Below are 15,510 nucleotides of genomic sequence, written 5' to 3'. Positions count from 1 at the left end.
AGTCGAGCAATGACGCTGACCGTGAACGAGGCGGGCCTGGCCCTCGCCGACCCGAAGGCCTACGCGGACGACCGCCGCCTGCACGATTCGCTCACGCTGCTGCGCCGCGAATCGCCGGTGCACTTCGTGGACGCGCCCGGCTACAACCCGTTCTGGGCGATCACGAAGCACGAGGACGTCCTCGAGGTCGAACGCAACCATGAGCTGTTCCTCAACGCGCCGCGTCCGCTGCTCGCGACCGCCGAGTTCGACCAGATGAACCGGGAGCGGGCGGAGCAGGGCATCGCGCTGCGCACGCTGATCCACATGGACGACCCCGACCACCGGGTCATCCGGGCGATCGGCGCCGACTGGTTCCGGCCGCGCGCGATGCGGGCCCTCGAACCGCGCGTGAAAGAGCTGGCGAAACGGTACGTCGACCGGATGGTCGACCTCGGCGGCGAATGCGACTTCGCGCAGGAGGTCGCCGTCCATTTCCCGCTGTACGTGATCCTCTCGCTGCTCGGCCTGCCCGAAAGCGACTTCGACCGCATGCTGAAGCTCACGCAGGAGCTGTTCGGCGGCGATGACGACGAGTTCCAGCGCGGAGCGTCCAACGAGGAGAAACTCCAGGTCCTCCTCGACTTCTTCGCCTACTTCCAGGAGCTGACGGAGGCGCGCCGCAAGAACCCCACGGACGACCTCGCGTCCGCGATCGCCAATGCGCGCATCGACGGCGAGCCCCTGAACGACTTCGACACCGCCTCCTACTACGTCATCGTCGCGACCGCCGGGCACGACACGACCAGCGCGACGATCTCCGGCGGCCTGCACGCCCTCATCGAGAACCCGGACCAGCTCGACCGGCTCCGCGGGAAGCCGGAGCTGATGCCGTTCGCCGTGGACGAGATGATCCGCTGGGTCACGCCCGTCAAGGAGTTCATGCGCACCGCCACCGAGGACTACGAGCTGCGCGGCGTCACGATCCGCGAAGGCGACGCGGTGCTGCTGTCGTATCCGTCCGCGAACCGGGACGAGGACGTCTTCGACGACCCGTTCCGCTTCGACGTCGGACGAGACCCGAACAAGCACCTGGCGTTCGGGTTCGGCGTCCACTACTGCCTGGGCGCGGCGCTGGCCCGCATCGAGGTCCGCGCGTTCTTCGAGGAACTGCTGCCCCGCCTCGGCTCGATCGGGCTCGCCGGGACGCCGGAGAACACCGCCACCACGTTCGTCGGCGGCCTCAAGCGCCTGCCGGTCCGCTACTCCCTGGATTGAGGAACCCCTGGTGCAGATCAACGCCGCGGTGCTGCGCGCCGCAGACGCGCCCTACACGATCGAATCCCTCGACCTGGCCGACCCCGGCCCCGGCGAGGTCCTCGTGCGGATCGCGGGCGCCGGCATGTGCCACACCGACCTGCTCGGGCGGATACCGGGAGACCTGGTCACCAAGCCCGTCGTCCTCGGCCACGAGGGCTCCGGGGTGGTCGAGGCCACCGGCCCCGGCGTCACCGGATTCACCGAAGGCGACCACGTGGTCATGTCGTTCGACTCGTGCGGCGTGTGCGACAACTGCCGCGCCGCGGTCCCCGGCGCCTGCCCGCAGATGATGGCGCTCAACATGCTCGCCGTCCCCCTCGACGGGACGCCCCGCGCGACGACCGGCGACGGCGAGGCCGTCCACACCCGCTGGTTCGGGCAGTCGTCGTTCGCGAGCCACGCGCTCGGAACCGTCCACAACGTCGTGCCGGTGACCCGGGACGTCCCGCTCGAACAGCTGGGGCCGCTCGGCTGCGGCGTCCAGACCGGTGCCGCGTCCGTGCTGATCTCGCTCGGCGTCGGCGCCGGGGACTCCATCGCGGTGTTCGGGGCGGGCGCGGTCGGCCTGTCCGCCGTGATGGCCGCGCGCGTCGCCGGCGCCACCACGATCATCGCCGTCGACCTGCACGAGTCACGGCTCGACCTGGCCCGCGAACTCGGCGCCACCCACGTCCTGAACGGCGCGGACGACGACATCGCCGGGCAGATCCGGGCGATCTCCGGCGGCGAGGGCGTCCAGTACTCATTCGACACCACCGCCGTCCCCGAGGTCGTCGCGACGGCCGTCACGTCGCTGCGCACCACCGGCGTCTGCGGCCTCGTCGGCGTCGGCGCCGCCGAATACACCCTGGACGCGAACCTCCTGCTGATGGGACGCACGGTCAAGGGCATCATCGAGGGCGACGCCGTCCCGCAGACCTTCATCCCGAAGATGATCGAGCTGTGGCGGCAGGGCCGGTTCCCGTTCGACCGGCTCATCACGTCCTACCCGCTCGACCAGATCAACCAGGCGGAGGCGGACGCCCAGTCCGGCAAGGTCGTCAAGCCGGTGCTGATCCCCTAGACGACGCGGTGGAGCAGGCCGTCGCCCCGCATGAGGCGGCGGCAGTTCTCCGCCGCGACCGCGAAGTACCGGTCCCACGTCTCCCCGGTCAGCCACGCCACGTGCGGCATCACGACGACGTTGGACAGGGCGAGCAGCGGGTTGCCCGCGTCCACCGGCTCCTCCTCGAAGACGTCCAGCCCGGCGCCGCCCAGACGCCCCGACCGTAGCGCCTCCACCAGCGCCGCCTCGTCGATGACCGCGCCGCGCGCCGTGTTCACCACGATCGCGCCCTCCGGGAGCAGCGCCAGCCGCTCCGCGTCCAGCAGATGGCGGGTCTCGCCGGTCAGCGGAACGTGCACCGACACGACGTCGCTCGACCTCAGCAGGTCGTCCAGCTCCCGCCAGGCGGGGTCGCCGGGGCGCGGGCTCCGGGACGTGTAGAGGACGGTCGCGCCGACCGCCTCCAGCATCCCGCGCAGCAGATTCGCGATCTGACCGCCGCCGAGGAGCCCCACCGTCCGTCCCGCCAGCTCACCGCCGACCAGGGAACGGCCGGCGGGCCAGCCCTCACCGCGGCGCGTCCGCGCGTCGAACGGGACGATCCTCCGCAGCGTCGCCAGCGCCAGCAGCAGGCTCGTCTCCGCGACGGCCTGCGCGTTCTGGCCGGGCATGTTGGCCACCGCGATCCCGCGCTCCCGGGCGGCGTCCAGATCGATGGTGTTCACCCCGGTACCGAGCTTCTGGATCAGCCTCAGCTCCGGCGCCCGGTCCATGTCGGCGGCCGTGAGGGGACGCAGCACATGCCAGATGACCTCGGTGTCGGGCAGCAGTTCCGCGAACCGCTCGTCGTCCTGCTCCGAACAGCTCACGACGTCCAGGCCGGCCTCTTCGTGGTCCATGTCGTAGTGCAGCAGCACCCGCATGCCGCCCCCTTCCGTCCACCGGGCTATCGTGCCGATCATGGCGCATGCGGAGACGAGGGTGAGCGTCATGTGGCCGGAACTCCCGATCGTCCAGGCGCCGATGGCGGGCGGACCCTCGACTCCCGAGCTGGCCGCCGCCGTGTCGGACGCGGGCGGCCTCGGCTTCCTCGCCGCCGGCTACAAGACCGCCGAGGCCATGCGCGCGGACATCACCGCGACACGGCGGCTCACGTCCCGCCCGTTCGGGATGAACGTCTTCATGCCGTCACTCGACGACATCGCCCCGGCCGCCGTCGCCGCCTACCGCGACCGCCTGGCCCCCGAAGCCGAACGCCTCGGCGTCTCCCCGGGCACCCCGTCCGCCCGCGACGACGCCTACGACGCCAAGGTCGCCGACCTGCTGGACGACCCGCCGCCCTACGTGAGCTTCACCTTCGGCTGCCCCGACCCGGCCGTCATCGACGCCTTCCAGAAGCGCGGCACCGTCGTGATCGTCACCGTCACCACCACCGGCGAAGCCCGCCGGGCCTCCGCCGCCGACGCACTCTGCCTCCAAGGCTCCGAGGCCGGCGGACACCGCGGCTCGTTCACCAACACGTCCGGCGAACCCGTGCCGCTGCGGACCCTCCTCCAGGACGTCCGGGCCATCACCGCGCAACCCCTGATCGCCGCCGGCGGCCTCGCCACCGCATCCGACGTCGCGGAGATACTGGACCTCGGCGCCGTCGCCGCCCAGCTCGGGACGGCATTCGTCCGCTGCCCGGAGAGCGGCGCGAACCCCGTTCACAAGGCGGCGCTGGCCGACCCCCGCTTCACCTCCACCGCGATGACCAGAGCGTTCAGCGGACGGCCCGCCCGCGGCCTCGTCAACCGGTTCCTCACCGAACACTCGGCGCACGCACCGGCCGCCTACCCCGACGTCCATTACGTGACCTCACCCCTGCGCAAGGCGTCCATCGCCCAAGGCGACCCGGAAGGCGTCAACCTGTGGGCCGGCGAGTCCTTCCGGTCGGCCACCGACTTCCCCGCCGCCCACCTCGTCGCCCGCCTCACCGGACGCCCGCCCCGTCGAGGACACCACGACTGAGCCGGCCCCATCAGGCTTCGAGGAGCTCATGGAGAGGCCAGCCGTCCCAGAGGCGTCGCTGCCATGGCTGCCATGACTCCAGGAGTTCGCAGATGCGTGCCTTGAGAAGTTCGTCCTGTCCGACCATTCCCTGCTTCCTCTGTGTCGCTTGCGGTCACGTTGGGTATCGCTTATGGTGGAGCCACGCTTAGGCAGGGGAGCCGCCCGAAAGGGCCGCTCCCCATCGGCTTTTCTGGGCCTCGTGAGGCCGATCAGGGCGACTCCACTCCCGATGCGGGATCTCAGTGGCTGATCATCAGGTGATTCTTGACCATCGCATGACGCTCCGCCATCGGTTCGTGACTCTTGGTGCGGCGAGATCCTGACCCTTCCCGGTCTAGACCGGAGCGGTTACGCTGCTACTGGCGTCCACGCCGGTTATGCGCCTTGCGGCCTGGGAGGGTCTCGTCCGCGGGACTCGTTTGGCTCTGCGCCGGCTCCTCTGTCCCCGTTCTGGAGGAGTCGCACTCATGAACCCCAAGCACAGGCGATGGTCCGCGGCCGTCGCCGCGTTCGGCTCGGCGCTGGTGGCGCTGGTCCTGTCGCTCGGCGCCGTGGTCGTGTTGTCCGCGCCGTCGTCCGCCCGACCCGTGTCCCTCGTCGCCTGCACCTTCCCGGCCTGGGCCGAAGGCGGCAGTTACGCGGTGGGTGACAAGGTCGCCTACAGCGGCCGAGGGTACGAGGCCATCGTCGCCCACACCGCGTACCCGGGCACCGGCTGGAACCCGGCGGCCACACCGACGCTGTGGCGCGACCTGGGCGCCTGTGACGGCTCGCAACCGCCCACCACCCCGCCGACCACGCCGCCCACGACGCCGCCGACCACCCCGCCGACCACCCCGCCGACGACGCCGCCCACCGGTGATGAGACCTGCCCGGTGAAGCCGAAGCCCGCCGGCAAGGTGCTGCAGGGCTACTGGGAGAACTGGGACGGCGCGTCCAACGGCGTCCACCCGCCGTTCGGCTGGACCCCGATCGACAACCCCGTGATCGGGCAGCACGGCTACAACGTGATCAACGCGGCGTTCCCCGTCATCCGCTCGGACGGCACCGTCCTGTGGGAGGACGGCATGGACCGGACGGTGCAGGTCGCCACACCGGCGGAGATGTGTGCGGCCAAGGCGGCCGGCGCCACCATCCTGATGTCGATCGGCGGTGCGACGGCCGGCATCGACCTCGGCTCCAGCGCCGTCGCGGACCGGTTCGTCGAGACGGTCGTGCCCATCCTGAAGAGGTACAACTTCGACGGGATCGACATCGACATCGAGACGGGCCTGACGGGCAGCGGCGACATCGACAGCCTGTCCGCGTCGCAGGCCAACCTGATCCGCATCATCGACGGCGTGCTCGCGCGGATGCCGTCCGGCTTCGGGCTCACGATGGCGCCCGAGACCGCCTACGTGACCGGCGGCAGCGTCGTCTACGGCTCGATCTGGGGCGCCTACCTGCCGATCATCAAGAAGTACGCGGACAACGGCCGGCTCTGGTGGCTCAACATGCAGTACTACAACGGCAGCATGTACGGCTGCTCCGGCGACTCCTACCCCGCCGGGACGGTCGAGGGCTTCGTCGCGCAGACCGACTGCCTGAACGACGGCCTCGTCATCCAGGGCACCACCATCCGGGTGCCTTACGACAAGCAGGTGCCGGGCCTGCCCGCGCAGCCGGGCGCCGGCGGCGGCCACATGCCGACGGGCCTGGTCGCGCAGGCATGGAACCACTACGACGGACGGTTGAAGGGTCTGATGACCTGGTCCGTCAACTGGGACGGGTCGAAGGGCTGGACGTTCGGCGACAACGTCCGCGCGCTCCAGGGCCGCTGACCGGACGGGACGGGCCCGGCGCGGTTTCGCCGGGCCCCGTCCCCGACCGGGCTTGACCTTGACGCCGGTGTGAAGGGTTACGGTCGCAAGCGGCCATGAAGCGAGGAGGGGCCCGGATGCGGATCGGGGAACTTGCGGCGCGGGCGGGGGTGAGCACCCGCACGCTGCGCTACTACGAGGAGCAGGGGCTGCTCCCGGCGCGGCGCGCGGCCAACGGCTACCGGCAGTACGAGGAGGCCGACGTGCGGCTCGTCATGGAGATCCGCTCGCTGCTGGCGTCCGGTTTCACGCTGGACGACACGCGCCCGTTCGTGGACTGTCTGCGCGCCGGTCATTCCGACGGCGCCGCGTGCCCCGAATCGGTCGCCGTCTACCAGCGCAGGCTCGCCGAGATCGACGCCGAGATCCGCACCCTGATCCGCCACCGTGCCGACGTGGCCGGTCAACTGGCGCGTGCCTGCCCCGGCTGTGCCCTGTCACCGGAGGAAACGAATGATCACGCTGACGACCGAGAACTTCGACGAGCGGGTGCTCCACGCCGGCAAGCCGGTACTGGTCGAATTCTGGGCGGACTGGTGCCCGCCCTGCAAAATGATCGCGCCGATCCTTGAGGAGATCGAGGCGGAGCACGGCGACCGCCTGACCGTCGCCAAACTCAACGGCGACGACCACCCGGAGATCGTGGCGCGGTACGGCGTCATGGGGTTCCCCACGCTCAACCTCTACCGCGACGGCGAGGTCGTCCGCCAGATCATCGGCGCGAAGCCGAAACGGCGCCTCCTCGCCGACCTGGACGGCCACTTCTGACGTCCCACCGGCGGCTCGTCCGCCGGACGTTCACCGGCGGGACGATCTATGCTGCCGTCGGGAGGCTCTTGTGCGCACTCTGTTGAACGTCCTGTGGCTGGTGCTGGCGGGGTTCTGGCTGGCGGTGAGTTATGTGATCGCCGGGATCGTCTGCTGCGTCCTGATCATCACGATCCCGTTCGGCATCGCCTCGTTCCGCATCGCGGGGTTCGCGCTGTGGCCCTTCGGCCGGACGACCGTACCCAGGCGGGACGCGGGCCTGGGCTCGCTCGTGGGGAACGTCATCTGGATCATCGTCGCCGGGTGGTGGCTCGCCCTCGGGCACATCGTCACCGGCGTCCTGCTCTGCCTCACGATCATCGGCATCCCGTTCGGCATCGCCAACTTCAAGCTGATCCCGGTCTCGCTGGCCCCGCTGGGGCGGGAGATCGTGGCGAGCGGCGACCGCTCCGCCTTCTGAGGGCCGTCGGGGCTCCTCAGGAGGTCCAGGGGCGGCCGGTGAGGCGTTCGTAGACGTCGATGTAGCGGGCGCGGGTGGCGTCCACGACTTCCTGGGGGATGGCGGGGCCGGGAGGGGTGCGGTCCCAGTCGAGGGTGCTGCTCCAGTCGCGGACGAACTGCTTGTCCAGCGCGTGCTGGGGCCGGCCTGGCTGCCACTGCCCGGCAGGCCAGAAACGCGAGGAGTCCGAGGTCAGAACTTCGTCGCCGAGGGTGAGGGTGCCGTCGGCGGCGCGTCCGAACTCCAGTTTGGTGTCGGCGATGATGATGCCGCGCTCGGCGGCGATGGCGGCGCCGCGCCTGTAGATCTCCAGCGTGATTTCGCGGAGGCGGGTGGCGGTGTCGTCGCCGATCTCGTTCACCACGTCGTCATAGGTGATGAACTCGTCGTGGCCCTCGGTGGCCTTGGTCGTCGGGGTGAAGATCGGCTCGGGCAGCCTGGACGCCTCGACCAGGCCGTCCGGCAGCGGGATCCCGGAGACGGTGCCGGTCTTCTCGTACTCCTTGAGACCCAGGCCGGCGAGGTAGCCGCGGGCGATCCACTCCACGGGGAGCATGGTGAGGCGGCGGCAGCGGACGGCGCGTCCCGCCCACTCACCGGGCACGTCGGTCGCGGACACGATGTGGTTCGGGATGATGTCGGCGAGCTGCTCGAACCACCAGAGGGAGAGCTGCGTGAGAATCTTCCCCTTGTCGGGGATCTGCGTCGGCAGGACGACGTCGTACACGCTCACCCGGTCGGACGCGACGAGGATCAGTTCGTCCCCGTCCGCATAGACGTCCCTGACCTTGCCCGAGTGGACGAGTTCCATGGTGCTCCCTCTGCTCGCGATCCGTCCGGCCGACCTCGGAGGTCCTGCCCGCAGGAGTCTGGCACACCGGGCCCCGGCCGCCCGCGGCGAGGTGAATGGGGAGCCGGGACTCGGGTACGGCGGCCGTGAACGGCCGACAGGGAGTTACCGATGAACGATCGCATTCCGGCTGAGGCGGAGCTGGCCTGGGAGGACTTCCACCGGCTCGTCAACATGACCTCCGACGAGCTGCGGACGTGGCTGCTCACCGACGCCTCGGGTGAGGAGGCCTTCCCGGCGGGTCCGAGCCCGGGGGTCTCCGAGCTCGGCGCCCGCGTGGTGGACGTGCTGCGCAAGCGGAAGGTCGACCTGACCGACGGCGACGCCGAGGTGATGCAGGAGGTCGTGGACTACGTGGAGGACCGGCTGGAGAACCGCCCGCAGAATGCGGAACGGGACGAGGAGTGGCGTCACGCGCTCATGAGCGTGGGGCACGACCCGCTGCGTCCCCAACCGTCCAGCGCATAGGAGGCGAAGATCATGCCGAACCCGCAGCAGCCCGAGATCCGGCGGTCGGAGCGGACGGGGCTTGCTTGGGGGGCGGGTCGGGAGGAGGGCACCGGGTCCGCCGACTGTCAGGGGATCTCCGTCTGGGAGGTGTAGCCGTCGTCCTCGCCGCCGGGGGTCTCGGCTTCGGCGATCGGCGGGTCGGTGGGGCCCGGGGTGTGCTCGTCCGCGAAGTCGTGGTCGTCCTCCTGCGGGGCGTTCCCTTCGGCGCGACGGTCGGCGAGCGGTTTGTCCTGGTCGTTCTTCCGCCCGTGGTTCTGGGGCACGTGGTTTCGGTGTTCGCCCATCATCCCTCCTTCGTCGTGGCCAGCCGGACGGGCCGGCCGGACGGCCCGCTCCCGGGCGGGCCGCCGCGGGCGTGTTCAGCGGCGGGCCTTGCCGATGGCGTCGCGGACACGGTCGACGACGGCCGCCACGGGACCGGCCATGATGTTCTTGGTGGGCGACTCCACGCCCTGGTGGGGATGCGTCGGGGCGACCGCCTCGGCGGCGCGGACGGCCTTGGCCATGCCGCGCATCTGCTCGTCCGTGGCCTCCCGGCGCAGGCGCGGGAACTCTTCCTTCTCCTCGTGCGAGGCGTGCGCCTCCAGGTCCTTGTGGAAGTCGGCGAACATCTCCTGGAACTGCGCCGAGTCGGGGTCGAGCTTCTCCAGCCGCGACAGGGCGCCCTTGGCCTCGTTCTCCTCCTCCAGCCGCTCGTCCACGATGTGGGAGCCGTCGTCGATGGCGCGGCGGGCGAACGGGTGGACCACCTCTTCCTCGGCGGTCTCGTGGACGGCGAGCAGTTCGCGGAGCCGGTCGAAGGCGACCCTGCGGGTTTCGCCGCTGGTGTTCTCCACGGTCGCCGCGAGGCTGCGGATCTCCTCGTGCTGCGAGAGCAGCAGGTCGACGACGTTCTCGGCAGGTTGTGCCATGGTCATCCTCCTCCTGGTATCAGCCGGTGTTCCCTGGCTGGGCGGTACCCGAGGGGTGGGCTTCAACCATCGGCGGGTTCAGCGGCGCAGGTACCGGATGAGGCGGGGCACGTCCTCGGCTTCCAGAACGATGTCGAAGTAGGTCGCCAGAGCCTCGGGCAGTTCCTCCGGGGTGAACGCGCGGGTCTCGGTCGTGCCGTCGGGGCGGGTGGTGGTCAGGTTCGTCCCGTCCAGGACGTGGAGGGCGTCGGACGAGAACTTCTGCGTGAACGGACGCGCCGTGAACGGCGAACGCGGGCTGGTCGAGACGTAGTGGTTGAGCACCTCGAAGTCGATGCGGAACGTCTCGTTCATGGCGAACGTGTGGCGCTGGACCCATCCGTCCGGGCCGCGCTGGTGCAGTTCCCAGCCGACCGTGCCGGGGCTCCAGGTGGTGACGGTCCGTCCTTTCCGGAGCCGGAAGCCCCAGCCGTCCTGCTCGACCTCCTCGCCGTCGCGGAACAGCAGCGGCTCCAGCGGCCCGGCGCCGAAACCGACGTCGCACAGCCAGGCCGGCTCGTCGCGCGACCGGCCCGGCGGACGGACGTGCAGCAGCGCGTGCGTGGACGGGCGGGTGCCGCGCGCCCCCAGCGTCACCCGTGCGGACAGCGCGGTGACCTCGTACCCCAGCCTCTCCAGGACCGCCGCGAACAGCCGGTTGTGCTCGAAGCAGTAGCCGCCGCGCGGACGTTCCACGAGCTTCGCCTGGACGGCGTCCAGCGCCAGGTCGACCGGCCGGCCCAACATGATCTCAAGGTTCTCGAACGGGATGGTCGTGGTGTGGGCGCGGTGCAGGGCGCGCAGCGTCCCGTCCGTGGGGTCCAGGTCGCCGTCGTGGCCGATCCGCTTCAGATAGGCGGGCAGGTCGATGAGGTCGCCCTGCCACCCGTATCCGAGATCCTCGGTCATGATTTCCTCTCGCCTCGGGCCGCGCTCATGCCGGTGCCAACACCGGAGACCACCCGAATCCTCCCGGTCGGCCTGGTGGCGGCCTCCGGTGGCCCCGCCGGGTGCACGACCGCGGGGCGCGTACGGCCGCGGGGCGCGTACGGCTACGGGGTCGCGTGCCAGGCGGCGAGGGGGAGGCGGAGGACGAAGCGGGCGCCACGGGGGCTGTCGGCGATGCGGAGGGAGCCGCCGTAGATCTCGGCGATCTCGCGGGCGATGGGCAGGCCGAGGCCGGTGCCCTCCGGGTCGCGGGTGCGCGACGCCGAAAGCCGGGCGAACCGCTCGAAGACCCGTTCCCTGGACTCCTCCGGGACGCCGGCTCCATCGTCCAGCACTTGGAGGACGGCGTCGGCGCCGGTCCGCGCGACGGTCACCTCGATGCGCGACTCGGCGTGCCGTTCGGCGTTGCTCAGCAGGTTGTTCAGGACCCGGGTCAGCCGCACCGGGTTCGCCCGTACGATCACGTCGCGTTCCAGCCGCGTCTCGATCGGGACGCGGGAGTGGCGGCGTTCGACCTCCCGGCGGGCGAGGCCGGCGAGGTCGATCGACTCGGCCGCGGCCGGGGCGCGGGCGTCGAGCCGGGACAGCTCCAGCAGGTCGATGATGATGTCGTTGAGCCGCTGCGTGTCGTACAGCGCCGAGCGGACCATCGGCTTCCAGTCGCCGCCGTCAGGTTCGTCCAGCGCGAGTTCCAGTTGCATCTGCAGCCCGGCGATCGGGTTCCGCAGGTCGTGGGAGGCGTCCGAGATGAAGCGGCGCTCCCGGACCCTCGCCTCCTCCAGTTGTGCGAGCGTGGTGTTGACGGTCTCGGCGAGGGACTGGATCTCGCCGCCGTTCTGCGGGACGGGTACCCGGTGGCCGAGGCCCTTGGCGCTGAACGCCGCCATCCCCGCCCGGATCTGGTCGACCGGGACGAACACCCGCCCGATCGTGTGCCACGTCCACCAGGCGATGAGGGCGAGGAGCCCCGCCGCCACCAGCGCGATGGACAGCGGCAGCACCACCAGGTTCAGCAGACCCGGCAGCGGCGTCGCCGCGATGACCATCACACCCGGCCCCCACCGCGACTCCCGTACCCGCAGACCGAAGACCCAGACGCATTCGTCCAGGAAGTCCGGGCAGTATCGGCCGTCGACGAGCAGCTTGCCCGCCGTCACCTCCGATCTGGCCAGCGCCCGGCGTCCGCGGAGCGCGGGTGTGGCCGCCACCACCCGGCCCTCCGGGTTCACGATCTGCACCAGCGACGTCTCGCCCGGCCGGGTGGCGAGGATCTGGCCGTCCTTCTCCAGGACGATGTCGTAAACGATCCGCTCGACGGTGCGTTCCGACGTCCGCCAGACCCGGTTCTCCGCCCAGTCCCGCGCGAGCACCATCAGCAGGATGAACGCCAGTGCCAGGATCAGCGCCGACACCGCCACGGTGATGACCGTCGCGCGCCCCCGCACCGAGAAGAGCAGCCGGGCCCACCAACTGCGGACACCTTCTCGCCACTCCGTAGTCACAGCCGTTCCCCCGAATCCCGGATCGTCGATCAAATACCCAGAGTAACTGTCCTTATCTCAGGGTAAGTGGCCGTCTCACCGGTCTCTGCCGCACCTGGCGCCTCGGACGTGCCGTCCTCGCCGTGGGCGGGCTGCGCGATCTGGGGAAACGTTCGCCGGGGCGTGAACGGTAGCCGGGTTCCGGGCCGTACAGCGAGGGTGACGGGCGACTTTCCGGACGCGAAGGGAGCCGTCTCGGTGGGCGTCGAGGACGGGTTGCGAGCTACAGGTCGGGCCGGTGCCGGAGAAGCGGGCCTCGCGGCCGGCCGTTCCCGGCGGCGGGGAGGCGGGGCCGTGGACGAGGCGGGGGCCCGCGCGGTGATCGGTGAGGTCACGTTGCCGGGGGTGCGGCGGTCCGTCGGGTGTGCCCGGAGTTTCGTCCGGGAGGTCGCGGGCGGCCGTCGCGGCCCGGACGGCGTGATGGTGGACGACACGGTGCTGGACGACACGGTGCTGGACGACATGGTCACGGTGGCGAGCGAGACGGTCGCGAATGCGATCACGCATACCGCGTCGGGCCTGGAGGGTGGGGAGGTGACACTCGTCCTGTGGGCCGGGGACGGGGTGTTCCGGCTGGAGGTCGCCGACGACGGGGCGACGGGGCAGCGGCCGCACGTGAAGGAGGAGGTGGGCGCGGAGAGCGGGCGGGGGATGCGGATCGTGGAGGCGCTCGCGTCCCGCTGGGGTTTCCGGATCGAAGGTGCCCGGACGGTGGTGTGGGCGGAGTTCCCGGCCCCGGCCGCCGAGAAGCGGGACCGGGACCGGGACCGGGGCCAGGGTCAGGGCCGGGCGCCGCTCAGCGGCCCCGGTTGAGCTGCCGGGTGGGCAGCTGACGGGCATTGCGCCGGTTGTTCGCGCCGTTCGCGAATTTCACCGACCTGAAGTCGGTGTTCTTCCGCTTTCCCTTCCTCTTGGACTTGCTGGAAGGATTGGCTTCGGGGTTGTTTATGGCACGCATGAAGTGAATACCTCCGGGCACGTTTGAATTCGGCCATGGGGGGCCGATGAAAAGGGATGTACGGTAATACGGCACAGGTCACAGCCGGTTTGATACGGGTGCGACGGTGGTGCCGAGTGACGGGAGCGGGCCCGGGGACATTGCCGACGGGCGGCTCGACCGGAGAAGTATCAAAGCTTCATGCGTAAGAGTTAGCCACAGCTCTTCGATGCTGTCAACCCATTAATTTCGGCGGATGAATGGCGGCCGCCGGTGGCGTGCCGGGTGTGACGGCCGTCGTTGACGTCATGACCCGGTCGCGAGGAACCTGAAGCCTGCGCGTCGGCACACGACCGCCGGATCCGGTGACGGAGACCGTTGTGATGAACGGGGAGTACGCATGACGACGTACGGGTTGCTGGTCTTCGAGGACGCGGAGGAGCTGGACTTCGTCGGTCCGTGGGAGGTGTTCACGGCGTCGGCGATGTTGCGCGCGGAAGACGACAGGGCGGTACTGGTCGCCGAGCGGCCCGAGCCTGTGCGCTGCGCCAAGGGGCTGCGGGTCGTGCCAGATCACGTCTTGGACGACCACCCGAAGCTGGATGTGCTTCTGGTCCCCGGTGGGCGCGGTGCCAGGGAGACGCAACCGTCCAACACGTCCGTCACGGGATGGATAGCGAAGGTCGCCGAACAGGCCGACTGGGTGACGAGCGTGTGCACCGGCTCGATCCTCCTGCACGCGGCAGGCCCGGCCAAGGGGCGGAGGGTCGCGACCCACTGGGCGTCGGAGGACACCCTGGAGGCGCGCGGTGACGTGACCGTCGTCCGGGACGCGCGCTACGTCGTGGACGGCAACCTCGTGACCAGCCAGGGCGTCTCGGCGGGGATCGACATGGCCCTCTGGCTGATCGGGCGTATCCACGGCCGGGATCACGCACGGTCGGTGCGCCGGTACATCCAGTACGAGCCCGCCCCGCCGTATCTGGCCGACGAACCGATCTGATCGGATCGAACATTCCGCCAAACCGGTGATGATCTTCGCTTATCGGCATAATCACCCGAGTGGCGATATCGCTCCCGGTGCGGTTCCGCAGCGACGGGGTGCGGGTGGCGGTGGAGACCGACCCCCTGCACGCCCCGTTGCGCGACTTCCTCCTCAACGATCTCGGCGAGGATATACCGGCGATCGTCCGCGCCCAGGGACGGCTGCGCGGTGACCGGTTCGAGCCATGGGAGGAGCTCTACCGCTACCACCGCCTCGACTTCGACGGGGCGATCGTCCACGTGCGCGACATCGGCGGGTGGGCGTCGTGCGACCTCGACCCGGCCGTCCTGCGGCGGTGCCTGGACGAGTACCTCCGGGAGGTCGGCGCACTGCGGAACCGCCGCAGCCTCGAACGCACGCTGGGCGAGGCGCGGTCTCGTGAGCCGGTGGCCACCTCGCTCGCCCTCGGCTCCGTCTCACACCGGACGCAGGGCTGGGGCCTTATCCAGACTCCGCGCGCCGTCCTTGAGGACATGGCCGGTCTCACCCCGCACCCGGACGCCTGCCTTCCGCACGGCGTCCTGGAAACCGGCTCAGGTGCGTGCTGGGCGGACCTCGCCGTCCTGGACGAGACGGGAACGCGGCTGCGCGGAGGCACCAAAACGTTCATGCCGCGTGGCATCGACCCAGAACGGCTCATGACGGAACTGGGCAACGCCCTGACGCAGGCCCGGTTCCTCACGGCCGTTCCAGGAGCGTGGTGCGGATACGTCGCGGGCGTCCCCGTACATGGCTACATCGATTCGGACGCGGTCCTACGCCTCCCCTGCCAGCCGATCGCGGTCGGGGGAGTCGTGCAACACGTGCGGGTGTTCTTCCCGGAACTGGCTGATTCCGGTGTCGATCTGCAGTCGGCCGCGTCGGCCGCGAGCGGGTTCACCTCGTCGGTGTACGGGCCACGCCACGTCCTGGCCGCGTTCCTGCTCCATGACGTCCAGAGCCACCGGCACCATCTGGACGTCGTCCGCGCGGCGCGTCCGGGCTGGGAGCACACGGGCAACGCCTGCCATCTGCGGCTGGACGTCCAGACCGTCCGCCTGGAGCATCTGTGGCTGCCCGGGCACGCCTGCGAGATACCGACGGGCGAGTTCGCCCGCGTCCTGCACGAATACGAACGCCTTCTGGTGCCCGAGGGCGGCGGCGAGCGCGTCCGCTAGCGCCGCGTCCGCCATGCTGAGACCACGGGCCGACACGAACCACGGGTCGA

Annotated in this window: 17 protein-coding genes; 11 read left to right on the top strand and 6 right to left on the bottom strand. The window is 70.4% G+C overall.

Annotated features, from left to right (window positions below):
• The first annotated feature begins 9 nt into the window (after positions 1-9).
• Both ACGFK0_RS35370 and ACGFK0_RS35365 read left to right on the top strand, forming a co-directional pair.
• Positions 10-1,257, top strand: a complete 1,248-nt coding sequence (locus ACGFK0_RS35370) for a cytochrome P450 (RefSeq protein ID WP_392912878.1) — start codon at positions 10-12, stop codon at positions 1,255-1,257.
• 10 nt (positions 1,258-1,267) lie between these two features.
• On the top strand, positions 1,268-2,362 hold the full coding sequence (locus ACGFK0_RS35365; RefSeq protein ID WP_392912876.1) for an NAD(P)-dependent alcohol dehydrogenase: 1,095 nt from the start codon (positions 1,268-1,270) through the stop codon (positions 2,360-2,362).
• On the opposite strand, the gene ACGFK0_RS35360 is transcribed toward ACGFK0_RS35365, so the two are convergent.
• Positions 2,359-3,336 carry an NAD(P)-dependent oxidoreductase gene (locus ACGFK0_RS35360; RefSeq protein ID WP_392912875.1) on the bottom strand — a complete coding sequence of 326 codons (978 nt, stop codon included), beginning with the start codon at positions 3,334-3,336 and terminating at the stop codon, positions 2,359-2,361. The two genes, ACGFK0_RS35365 and ACGFK0_RS35360, sit on opposite strands and share 4 nt — an antisense overlap.
• Here ACGFK0_RS35360 and ACGFK0_RS35355 point away from each other — a divergent pair.
• The 5 genes from ACGFK0_RS35355 (at position 3,305) to ACGFK0_RS35335 (ending at position 7,483) form a co-directional block, all read left to right on the top strand.
• Entirely contained in the window at positions 3,305-4,354 is a 1,050-nt protein-coding gene (locus ACGFK0_RS35355; RefSeq protein WP_392912873.1) for a nitronate monooxygenase, read from the top strand. The genes ACGFK0_RS35360 and ACGFK0_RS35355 overlap by 32 nt on opposite strands.
• Before the next feature lie 509 nt (positions 4,355-4,863).
• On the top strand, positions 4,864-6,216 hold the full coding sequence (locus tag ACGFK0_RS35350; protein WP_392912872.1) for a carbohydrate-binding protein: 1,353 nt from the start codon (positions 4,864-4,866) through the stop codon (positions 6,214-6,216).
• Positions 6,217-6,332: 116 nt separating this feature from the next.
• Complete coding sequence (locus ACGFK0_RS35345; protein WP_392912871.1) at positions 6,333-6,827, top strand: MerR family transcriptional regulator; 495 nt, start codon at positions 6,333-6,335, stop codon at positions 6,825-6,827.
• Positions 6,709-7,023: a thioredoxin gene (trxA, locus tag ACGFK0_RS35340; RefSeq protein ID WP_392912870.1), complete on the top strand. Its 315-nt coding sequence runs from the start codon at positions 6,709-6,711 to the stop codon at positions 7,021-7,023. The genes ACGFK0_RS35345 and trxA overlap by 119 nt, the downstream gene beginning before the upstream one ends.
• Before the next feature lie 70 nt (positions 7,024-7,093).
• Positions 7,094-7,483, top strand: coding sequence for a YccF domain-containing protein (locus ACGFK0_RS35335; RefSeq protein WP_392912869.1), 390 nt, complete (start codon positions 7,094-7,096; stop codon positions 7,481-7,483).
• A 16-nt stretch (positions 7,484-7,499) separates the two neighbouring features.
• Here ACGFK0_RS35335 and ACGFK0_RS35330 read toward each other — a convergent pair whose 3' ends face one another.
• Entirely contained in the window at positions 7,500-8,333 is an 834-nt protein-coding gene (locus tag ACGFK0_RS35330; protein WP_392912868.1) for a phosphoribosylaminoimidazolesuccinocarboxamide synthase, read from the bottom strand.
• Between the two features lie 150 nt (positions 8,334-8,483).
• Between ACGFK0_RS35330 and ACGFK0_RS35325 the strand changes: the two genes are divergently transcribed.
• On the top strand, positions 8,484-8,840 hold the full coding sequence (locus ACGFK0_RS35325; RefSeq protein WP_392912867.1) for a DUF3140 domain-containing protein: 357 nt from the start codon (positions 8,484-8,486) through the stop codon (positions 8,838-8,840).
• A gap of 107 nt (positions 8,841-8,947) precedes the next feature.
• Here ACGFK0_RS35325 and ACGFK0_RS35320 read toward each other — a convergent pair whose 3' ends face one another.
• From ACGFK0_RS35320 to ACGFK0_RS35305, 4 genes are all read right to left on the bottom strand, one after another.
• Positions 8,948-9,166: a hypothetical protein gene (locus ACGFK0_RS35320; RefSeq protein ID WP_392912866.1), complete on the bottom strand. Its 219-nt coding sequence runs from the start codon at positions 9,164-9,166 to the stop codon at positions 8,948-8,950.
• A 75-nt stretch (positions 9,167-9,241) separates the two neighbouring features.
• The gene (locus ACGFK0_RS35315; RefSeq protein ID WP_392912865.1) at positions 9,242-9,793 is read right to left on the bottom strand and encodes a hemerythrin domain-containing protein; all 552 of its coding nucleotides are present in this window, start codon (positions 9,791-9,793) and stop codon (positions 9,242-9,244) included.
• Positions 9,794-9,871: 78 nt separating this feature from the next.
• Positions 9,872-10,741 carry an arylamine N-acetyltransferase gene (locus ACGFK0_RS35310; RefSeq protein ID WP_392912864.1) on the bottom strand — a complete coding sequence of 290 codons (870 nt, stop codon included), beginning with the start codon at positions 10,739-10,741 and terminating at the stop codon, positions 9,872-9,874.
• 143 nt (positions 10,742-10,884) lie between these two features.
• Positions 10,885-12,282 carry a sensor histidine kinase gene (locus tag ACGFK0_RS35305; RefSeq protein WP_392912863.1) on the bottom strand — a complete coding sequence of 466 codons (1,398 nt, stop codon included), beginning with the start codon at positions 12,280-12,282 and terminating at the stop codon, positions 10,885-10,887.
• 333 nt (positions 12,283-12,615) lie between these two features.
• Here ACGFK0_RS35305 and ACGFK0_RS35300 point away from each other — a divergent pair, with 333 nt between their 5' ends.
• The 3 genes from ACGFK0_RS35300 (at position 12,616) to ACGFK0_RS35290 (ending at position 15,460) form a co-directional block, all read left to right on the top strand.
• Positions 12,616-13,134, top strand: coding sequence for an ATP-binding protein (locus tag ACGFK0_RS35300; RefSeq protein ID WP_392912862.1), 519 nt, complete (start codon positions 12,616-12,618; stop codon positions 13,132-13,134).
• Positions 13,135-13,658: 524 nt separating this feature from the next.
• Positions 13,659-14,261 (top strand): DJ-1/PfpI family protein, encoded by a 603-nt coding sequence (locus ACGFK0_RS35295; protein ID WP_392912861.1) that lies wholly within the window; start codon positions 13,659-13,661, stop codon positions 14,259-14,261.
• A 59-nt stretch (positions 14,262-14,320) separates the two neighbouring features.
• Positions 14,321-15,460 carry a hypothetical protein gene (locus ACGFK0_RS35290; protein ID WP_392912860.1) on the top strand — a complete coding sequence of 380 codons (1,140 nt, stop codon included), beginning with the start codon at positions 14,321-14,323 and terminating at the stop codon, positions 15,458-15,460.
• The last annotated feature ends 50 nt before the right edge of the window (positions 15,461-15,510 follow it).

Source organism: Spirillospora sp. NPDC048823, assembly GCF_043198445.1.
In the GTDB taxonomy this organism is placed as follows: domain Bacteria; phylum Actinomycetota; class Actinomycetes; order Streptosporangiales; family Streptosporangiaceae; genus Spirillospora.
This window is presented reverse-complemented; position numbering and strand designations above follow the sequence as displayed.

Excerpts from the sequence above, each read along its gene's own strand:
- ACGFK0_RS35370 (WP_392912878.1), top strand. The coding sequence starts at position 10 with ATGACGCTGACCGTGAACGAGGCGGGCCTGGCCCTCGCCGACCCGAAG.
- ACGFK0_RS35355 (WP_392912873.1), top strand. The coding sequence starts at position 3,305 with ATGGCGCATGCGGAGACGAGGGTGAGCGTCATGTGGCCGGAACTCCCG.
- ACGFK0_RS35360 (WP_392912875.1), bottom strand. The coding sequence starts at position 3,336 with ATGACGCTCACCCTCGTCTCCGCATGCGCCATGATCGGCACGATAGCC.
- ACGFK0_RS35350 (WP_392912872.1), top strand. The coding sequence starts at position 4,864 with ATGAACCCCAAGCACAGGCGATGGTCCGCGGCCGTCGCCGCGTTCGGC.
- ACGFK0_RS35345 (WP_392912871.1), top strand. The coding sequence starts at position 6,333 with ATGCGGATCGGGGAACTTGCGGCGCGGGCGGGGGTGAGCACCCGCACG.
- trxA (WP_392912870.1), top strand. The coding sequence starts at position 6,709 with ATGATCACGCTGACGACCGAGAACTTCGACGAGCGGGTGCTCCACGCC.
- ACGFK0_RS35330 (WP_392912868.1), bottom strand. The coding sequence starts at position 8,333 with ATGGAACTCGTCCACTCGGGCAAGGTCAGGGACGTCTATGCGGACGGG.
- ACGFK0_RS35325 (WP_392912867.1), top strand. The coding sequence starts at position 8,484 with ATGAACGATCGCATTCCGGCTGAGGCGGAGCTGGCCTGGGAGGACTTC.
- ACGFK0_RS35320 (WP_392912866.1), bottom strand. The coding sequence starts at position 9,166 with ATGGGCGAACACCGAAACCACGTGCCCCAGAACCACGGGCGGAAGAAC.
- ACGFK0_RS35315 (WP_392912865.1), bottom strand. The coding sequence starts at position 9,793 with ATGGCACAACCTGCCGAGAACGTCGTCGACCTGCTGCTCTCGCAGCAC.
- ACGFK0_RS35310 (WP_392912864.1), bottom strand. The coding sequence starts at position 10,741 with ATGACCGAGGATCTCGGATACGGGTGGCAGGGCGACCTCATCGACCTG.
- ACGFK0_RS35295 (WP_392912861.1), top strand. The coding sequence starts at position 13,659 with ATGACGACGTACGGGTTGCTGGTCTTCGAGGACGCGGAGGAGCTGGAC.